This is a genomic window from Streptacidiphilus pinicola, from assembly GCF_003258295.1.
Taxonomy (GTDB): domain Bacteria; phylum Actinomycetota; class Actinomycetes; order Streptomycetales; family Streptomycetaceae; genus Streptacidiphilus; species Streptacidiphilus pinicola.
In genome coordinates, this window is sequence record NZ_QKYN01000236.1 from 1 (window position 1) to 7,562 (window position 7,562).

Genomic DNA, 7,562 nt, shown 5'->3' on the forward strand with positions numbered 1-7,562 from the left:
CGGCGTCGACGTCCTGCTTCAGCGCCGCGAGGCGCTCGGGCGCTTGCGGTTCGGCGCGGAGTTCGCGTCGCACGTCGGTCACCCCGACGCCGGGACTGACCGCGCGGGCGCGCAGACTGCCGGCGTCCGCCGCCAGCGGCAGCCCACCGACCCGCACCCGGCTCACGCCGTCCGGCGCTCCGTCGACCACGACCCGTCGCTGGCACAACGCCCCGGACGCGTACACGGTGACGGCGTCCAACCACGACCCCGCGCCCACTTCCCGCCCCACGGCAACCCCCTCCCACGACCGGATCCCCACGGTATCCGCTGAGCGCCCACAGGGGCGCGAGGAACTGCGCGAGAAACCACCCTGCACGGATGGCCCTGTTCAGTGAGGACCATCTGTTCGTCAGTGGGTTATCGCGCAGCTCCCCGCGCCCCTGGAAAGTGCAACTAACCGCGGGAGCATCAGCGACCGGTCGCGCCCACGCGGCGAAGCCGCAGATCGGCACAGCCCCGCGCCCCTGGGTTGGTGCAACACCGGGAGGGAGCCCAGCGCAGCGTCAGAGCGCGGCGAGTTCCGCGACCAGGTCGTCGAGCCCGAAGCTGCCCTGGGCGAGAGCCTTCATGTGCCAGGACTTGAGGTCGAACTCCTCGCCCCGCTCCTCCGCGGCGCGGCGCGCCGCCTCGCGGCCCTGCCGCCACGCGCGCTCGCCGAGCTTGTAGCCGATGGCCTGGCCCGGCCAGCCGAGGTAGCGGATGATCTCGCTCTCGCGCAGCTCCGCCGGGCTGCCGGTGTAGGCCGCGAAGAAGTCGTTGGCCAGCTCCGGGGTCCAGGTCTCGCCGGGGTGGAACGGGGAGTCCGCGGGAATGGTGAGGCCGAGGTGCATGCCGATGTCGATGATGACCCGGATCGTGCGCAGCATCTGCTCGTCCAGGAAGCCGAGCCGGCGGCCCGGGTCGACGAAGAAGCCGAGCTCGTCCATCAGCCGCTCCGCGTACAGCGCCCAGCCCTCGAGGTTGGCGCTGACGCCGCCCAGCGTGACCTGGTACTTGGAGAGCTTGTCCGCGGACGCGACCCAGGTCGCGAGCTGCAGGTGGTGGCCGGGGACGCCCTCGTGGTACCAGGTGCTGACGATCTGCCAGGTGGTGAACGTGTCCCGGCCCATCGTCGGCAGCCAGGTGCGGCCGGGGCGGGAGAAGTCCAGGCTGGGCTCGGTGTAGTACGGCGCGCCCGCACTGCCCGCCGGCGCGATGCGCGACTCGACGCGCCGGATCGGGCCGCTGATGTCGAAGTGCTTGCCGTCGAGCGCCTCGATGGCCTCGTCCATGATGTCCTGCAGCCAGACCCGGATCTCCTCCACGCCGTTGATCGCGTGACCGGCGGTCTCCAGGTACTCGATGGCCTCCTCCGGCGTCGCGCCGGGCTTGACCTTCTCGGCCTCGGCGCGGATCTCGCCGTGCAGGCGGTGGAACTCGGTCCACGCCCAGGCGTAGGCCTCGTCCAGGTCGAGGTCGGCGCCGGTGTGGAGGCGCGCGGAGCGCAGGTAGAGCTCGCGGCCGGCGGTGTCGGGGCGGTCGGCGGCGACGGGCGCGTACTCGTCGCGCAGGAAGGCGCGGAGCTCGGCGACGGCGGCCGCGACGGGCTCCGCGGCGGCGTCGAGCGCGGGGCGGAGCGACGCGGGGCAGTCCGCAGCGAACCCGCGGTACCAGCTGTCCTCGTCCTCGAACCAGGCGCCGAGCTGCTCGCCCACGATCGCCACCTGGCGCGGACCGCTGACGAGGTCACGCCGCAGGCCCTCGGCGAGGGTCTCCTGGTAGCCGCGGACGGCGCCGGCCGTGTTCCGCATCCGGTCGACCAGCAGCTCCCAGTCGGCCTCGGTCTCGCTCGGCGTCATGGTGAAGACTTCGCGGACGACGTGGACCGGCGACGCGATGTTGTTGAGCGAGCGGAAGTGGTCACCGGCGTCGTGCACGGCGAGCTCCGCGGTGAGGCGTTCGCGCAGCAGCCGGGCGCAGGCGGCCTCGGCCGGGTCGTCCAGGGCCTCGGCGGGGAGCCGGTCGAGGGCGGCGAGCGCCTCGCGGGCGAGCGCGGCGTCGGCGTCGAAACCGGCCGGGGACAGATCGGGCTGCCGCCGGTCGCCTGGATTGAGGCCGAGGGAGGCGGCGACAGCGGGATTCTGGCGGGCCATCGCCTCGACGTAGTCGTCGGCGATTCCGCGCGGGGTGAGGGAGTCTGCCATGCGGTTCATCTTGCACCACGCGGAGGGGTGCTAACCCTGGCTTTTTCCGACCCGTTGTCGAACCTGCTGGAAAACCTTTCCCGGATCGATTCCCCGATTCACCCTCCCCCGCGTCAATGGCTTGCACGCCAAACCGATCAGATACGCGCAAAGGTGCCCGAGATTGGTGTAATCGGTGCCGGAGGCGAGCAGCAGCACGAAGAAGACGGCGGTGACACCGAGGTACCACCAGCGCCACGGCTTGGCCACCAGCCACACCAGCACGCCGACCCCGCCGGCCACGCCGTAGCTGACCCCGATGTCGAGCACGAACACCTCGCTGCGCGAGTCCAGCCCCGCGTCGATCAACAGCCGGACCGTGCCCTCGCTGATCAGCGTCGCCCCGATGTGCGCGAGCGCCACGACGGCGAGCCACCGGCCGGTGCCGAGCCGGCGCTCGGCCGGCACCAGGAAGATGTTGAACACCACGAACCAGAAGAAGAAGCTGGGTGTCTGCGTCCAGAAGGCGCTGCTGATCAGGACCTTGACCGGGTGGTGGCTCAGCTCGGCCAGATTGGTGCTGTGCGTCTCCAGCCACCAGTGTCTGTAGCGCGGCGGCATCCGCGTCAGCGCGAGCGTGTTCAGCCCGAGGAACAACAGCCAGAGGTAGGTGCCCGGCGCGGAGCAGATGTAACGCCAGACGTGGCGGGCGACCCGCGCGACGCGTCCCATGCCGCCATTGTGCGCGATCTTCAGGCGTGCCGCGGACGATCACCCGTCCCGCCGCCCCGGATCCGGCCTGCTCCGAGGGGGGCCGTGCGGCGTAAGGTGGGCGGGTGACGACCCGAGCGACCGTCGACGAGACACCCGAGGCCGCGAGCCCGGCGCCGGCCGCGCCGCGCGCGCGACGCGGACCGTACCGGCGACTGCCGGTCGAGCAGCGTCGCGAGCAGTTGATCGCGGTGGCGCTGGAGCTGTTCAGCCGGCACGCGCCGGAGGAGGTCTCCCTCGACGACGTCGCCACTGCGGCGGAGGCGTCGCGCCCGCTGGTCTACCGCTACTTCCCCGGCGGGAAGCAGCAGTTGTACGAGGCCGCACTGAAGAGCGCGGCCAGCGAGCTGATCAGCCGGTTCATCGAACCGACCGAGGGCTCCCCGACGGAGCGTCTCGCCCACGCGCTGGACCGCTACCTCTCCTTCGTCCACGACCACGCCGCTGGATACGGCGCGCTGCTGCGCGGCGGCTCCGCCGTCGAGACCCAGCGGACCACGGCGATGGTGGACGAGGTCCGCAGGGCTGCTTTCCGCAGCATCGTCCAAGACCTCGGGGTCTCCGACCCCGGTCCCCGCCTGGGCCTGCTGATCCGCTCCTGGATCGCGGTGGTCGAGGCCACGGCCCTGACGTCCCTCGACGAGGGCGACATCGGCGAGCCGGAGTCCCTGCGGGACTGGCTGGTGGACCAGTTCGTCGCCATGTTCGCGGTGACCGCCCTCCACGACCCCCAGAGCGAGACCGTCCTGAAGCAGCTGCTCGCCCGCCAGGGCGGCATCGGCCCCGGCGCGCAACTCCTCGAAGGCCTGGGCGGCCTGCTTTAGGGGCGCGAGGAACTGCGCGAGCAACCACCGACATGCGGATGGCCCTGCTCGCTGAGCGACTCACCACGTGGGTGGTTTGTCGCGCAGTTCCCCGCGCCCCTAGAGAGTGCAACGACCCGCGGGAGCACACCAGACCGGTCGCGCCCGCGCGCCGGAGGCGCAAGTCAGCAGAGCCCCGCGCCCCTGAGGGTGGCTTACGCCTTGCCGACCGGCAGCTTCTGCGCGCCCAGGCCGTCGATCTCGAGTTCCATGACGTCGCCCGGCTGGAGCCACGGCTGGCCCGGGGTGCCCATGGCCACGCCGGCCGGGGTGCCGGTGTTCACGATGTCCCCGGGTTCCAGGACCATGAACTGGCTGAGGTACCAGATGACGTGGCGCACGTCGAAGATCATGTTCGCCGTGGAGCCGTTCTGGCGCACCTCGCCGTTGACGCGGAGGCGGAGGCCGAGGGACTGGGGGTCGGGGACCTCGTCCGCGGTGACCAGCCAGGGGCCGAGGGGGTTGAAGGTCTCGCAGGACTTGCCCTTGTCCCAGGTGCCGCCGCGCTCCAGCTGCCACTCGCGCTCGGAGACGTCGTTGCTGATCGAGTAGCCGGCGATCACCGAGTCCGCGTCCGCGGGGGACGCGAGGTAGCGGGCGCGGGCGCCGATGACGATGGCGAGTTCGACCTCCCAGTCGGTCTTGACGCTGCCGCGCGGGATGAGGACCTCGTCGTAGGGGCCCACGACGGTGTCGCTGGCCTTCATGAAGACGACCGGCTCGGCCGGGATCGCCGCGCCCGTCTCCTCCGCGTGGTCACGGTAGTTGAGGCCGATACAGACGACCTTGCCCGGGCGGGCGACGGGCGCGCCGACGCGCGCGCCCGGCAGCGGCAGCTGCGGCAGCTCGCCCGAGGCCGCGCGCGCGGCGAGTTCCGCCCGGCGCTCGGGCGTCAGTGAGGCGAGGAAGGCGCCGTCGATGTCGGGCGTCAGCGCCGACAGGTCGTGCGCCACCTGCGCGTCAGCGTCAAGCAGTAGTGCGGGACGCTCGGCGCCCGCAGGTCCAATGCGCAGGAATCGCACCTGCGATCACCCACCTTGCGATCGGGACGGTCCGGTCGCCCACCGTCGCTGGAGAGAAGGAGATCCGTTTCTAGCAGGTCACGCCCGCACCCGGCCATGGGGCGCCCGCGATACGGACGAGTAGCAAAGGCGTCGCACCGTGTCTGAATGGGGCTATTCACGCACCCCGGGGGCTAGTGGAAAGATGTGGTGGTCAACGGAGACGACGAAACACAGCGCAGTCGCAGCGAGAGGTGAGGCGCATGGCCCGCAAGGCTCCCATCACGGACCCGGAGCAGGACGCGCCCAGGACCGGTGAGCCGGCGCACGCCGCCGCGGGTCTGCCCGCGCTCAAGCACACGACGCAGATCGCCGCGGCGCAGATGGGTCTGCCGCGCGCGGTCGGGACGCTGCTGAAGCTGAACCAGCCCGACGGCTTCGACTGCCCCGGCTGCGCCTGGCCCGAGCCGGACCACACGCACACCGCCGAGTTCTGCGAGAACGGCGCCAAGGCGGTCGCCGAGGAGGCGACGCTGCGCCGGATCGGGCCGGAGTTCTTCGCCGAGCACGCCGTGGCCGAACTCGCCGAGCGCAGCGGCTACTGGCTCGGCCAGCAGGGCCGGCTGACCACGCCGATGCTGCTGGACGAGGGTGCCACCCACTACACGCCGCTCTCCTGGGACGACGCGCTGCAGCTCGTCGCCGACGAACTGCAGACCGTGGAGCACCCGGACCAGGCCGTCTTCTACACCTCCGGCCGCACCTCCAACGAGGCCGCCTTCGCCTACCAGCTCTTCGCCCGGCAGCTGGGCACCAACAACCTGCCGGACTGCTCCAACATGTGCCACGAGTCCTCCGGTTCCGCGCTGGTGGAGACGCTCGGCGTCGGCAAGGGCAGCGTCAGCCTCAAGGACCTCTACCAGGCCGACCTGATCATCGTGGCCGGCCAGAACCCGGGCACCAACCACCCGCGGATGCTCTCCGCGCTGGAGCGCGCCAAGCGCGCGGGCGCGACGGTCGTCAGCGTGAACCCGCTGCCGGAGGCCGGGCTGGAGCGGTTCAAGAACCCGCAGAACGCCCGCGGCCTCGTCGGCACCGGTACCAGGCTGACGGACCTGTTCCTGCAGATCCGCCTCGGCGGCGACCTCGCGCTCTTCCGCGCGCTCAACCTGCTGCTGCTGGAGGCCGAGGAGAAGGCCCCCGGCACCGTGCTGGACCGCGCCTTCATCGAGGAACACTGCGCCGGCTTCGAGGAGTTCGCGGCGGAGGCCAAGCGCACCGACTGGGCCGACGTCCACGCCGCGACGGGCCTGCCGGACAGCCAGATCCTGGAGCTGTCCGAGCTGGTGCTGAAGTCCGAGAAGATCATCGTCTGCTGGGCGATGGGCCTCACCCAGCACCAGCACTCCGTGCCCACCATCCGCGAGGTGGTCAACTTCCTGCTGCTGCGCGGCAACGTCGGCCGGCCGGGCGCCGGCGTCTGCCCGGTGCGCGGGCACAGCAACGTCCAGGGCGACCGCACCATGGGCATCTTCGAACGGCCCGCGGACGCGTTCCTCGACGCGCTCGGCAAGGAGTTCCACTTCGAGCCGCCACGCGAGCACGGCATGGACGTGGTCAACTCGATCCGCGGCATGCGCGACGGCAAGGTCCGGGTCTTCTTCGCCATGGGCGGCAACTTCGTCGCCGCGACGCCGGACACCGACGTCACCGAGGCGGCCATGCGCAACTGCCGACTCACCGTGCACGTCTCCACCAAGCTGAACCGCTCGCACGTGGTGACCGGCGCCCGCGCACTGATCCTGCCGACGCTCGGCCGCACCGACCTCGACCGGCAGGCCTCGGGCCCGCAGGAGGTCACCGTCGAGGACTCCATGGGCATGGTCCACGCCTCGCGCGGCGCGCTGAAGCCGCCGGCGCCGGACCTGCTGTCCGAGGTGGCGATCGTGTGCAAGCTCGCGCGCCGGACGCTCGGCCCGAAGAACACCGTGCCCTGGGAGGACTTCAACGCCTCCTACAGCAACATCCGCGACCGGATCGCGCGGGTGATCCCGGGGTTCGAGAACTACAACACCAAGATCAAGGCCCCGGGCGGCTTCGCGCTCCCGCACGGCCCGCGCGACACCCGGGCCTTCCCCACCAGGACCGGCAAGGCGAACTTCACCGTCAACGCGATGACCGCCCCCGAGGTGCCGGAAGGCCGCCTGCTGCTGCAGACGCTGCGCTCGCACGACCAGTACAACACCACCATCTACGGCCTCGACGACCGCTACCGCGGCATCACCGGCGGGCGCCGGGTCGTCCTGCTCAACCCCGAGGACGCCGCCGCGTTCGGCGTGGCCGAGGGCGAGTACGTCGACCTCGTCAGCGAGTGGAAGGACGGCGTCGACCGTCGCGCCCCGCACTTCCGCGTCGTCCTCTACCCCACGACCCGCGGCTGCGCGGCGGCGTACTACCCGGAGACCAACGTCCTGGTCCCGCTCGACAGCACGGCGGACACCAGCAACACGCCGACCTCGAAGTCGGTCGTCGTGCGCCTGGAGAAGGAGGAGCAGGAGTAGCCGCCCCGGGCTACTGCTTCAGCGACACCTTGGTGCTCGCCGTCGTCGACGGGATCGCCGACGGCGAGACCGAGGACGACGGGGACACCGAAGGGGACGGGCTCGGGGACGGGCTGCCGGAGGGCGAGCCCGAAGGGCTCGGCTTCGGGGTGGGCGAGGGCG

6 protein-coding genes are annotated in these 7,562 nt (G+C 71.5%); 2 read left to right on the forward strand and 4 right to left on the reverse strand.

Features of this window, described 5'->3' with window-relative positions; genetic code table 11:
* The 3 genes from DN069_RS38255 to DN069_RS38265 all read right to left on the reverse strand — a co-directional run.
* Positions 1–271, reverse strand: a 271-nt coding sequence (locus DN069_RS38255) for a DUF4140 domain-containing protein (RefSeq protein ID WP_165845829.1), incomplete at its 3' end; no start/stop codon positions are given.
* Positions 272–545: 274 nt separating this feature from the next.
* Complete coding sequence (locus DN069_RS38260; RefSeq protein ID WP_111507853.1) at positions 546–2,234, reverse strand: DUF885 domain-containing protein; 1,689 nt, start codon at positions 2,232–2,234, stop codon at positions 546–548.
* A 21-nt stretch (positions 2,235–2,255) separates the two neighbouring features.
* Positions 2,256–2,936: a rhomboid-like protein gene (locus DN069_RS38265; RefSeq protein WP_111507854.1), complete on the reverse strand. Its 681-nt coding sequence runs from the start codon at positions 2,934–2,936 to the stop codon at positions 2,256–2,258.
* A 104-nt stretch (positions 2,937–3,040) separates the two neighbouring features.
* On the opposite strand from DN069_RS38265, the gene DN069_RS38270 reads away from it, so the two are divergent.
* Positions 3,041–3,799, forward strand: coding sequence for a TetR/AcrR family transcriptional regulator (locus DN069_RS38270; RefSeq protein ID WP_111507855.1), 759 nt, complete (start codon positions 3,041–3,043; stop codon positions 3,797–3,799).
* Positions 3,800–3,993: 194 nt separating this feature from the next.
* Here the strand turns inward: DN069_RS38270 and DN069_RS38275 are convergent, their stop codons facing one another.
* A complete protein-coding gene (locus tag DN069_RS38275; RefSeq protein WP_111507856.1) occupies positions 3,994–4,860 on the reverse strand; it encodes a fumarylacetoacetate hydrolase family protein in 867 nt (288 codons plus the stop codon).
* 242 nt (positions 4,861–5,102) lie between these two features.
* Here DN069_RS38275 and DN069_RS38280 point away from each other — a divergent pair, with 242 nt between their 5' ends.
* A complete protein-coding gene (locus DN069_RS38280) occupies positions 5,103–7,400 on the forward strand; it encodes an FdhF/YdeP family oxidoreductase (RefSeq protein WP_111507857.1) in 2,298 nt (765 codons plus the stop codon).
* Positions 7,401–7,562 lie beyond the last annotated feature (162 nt).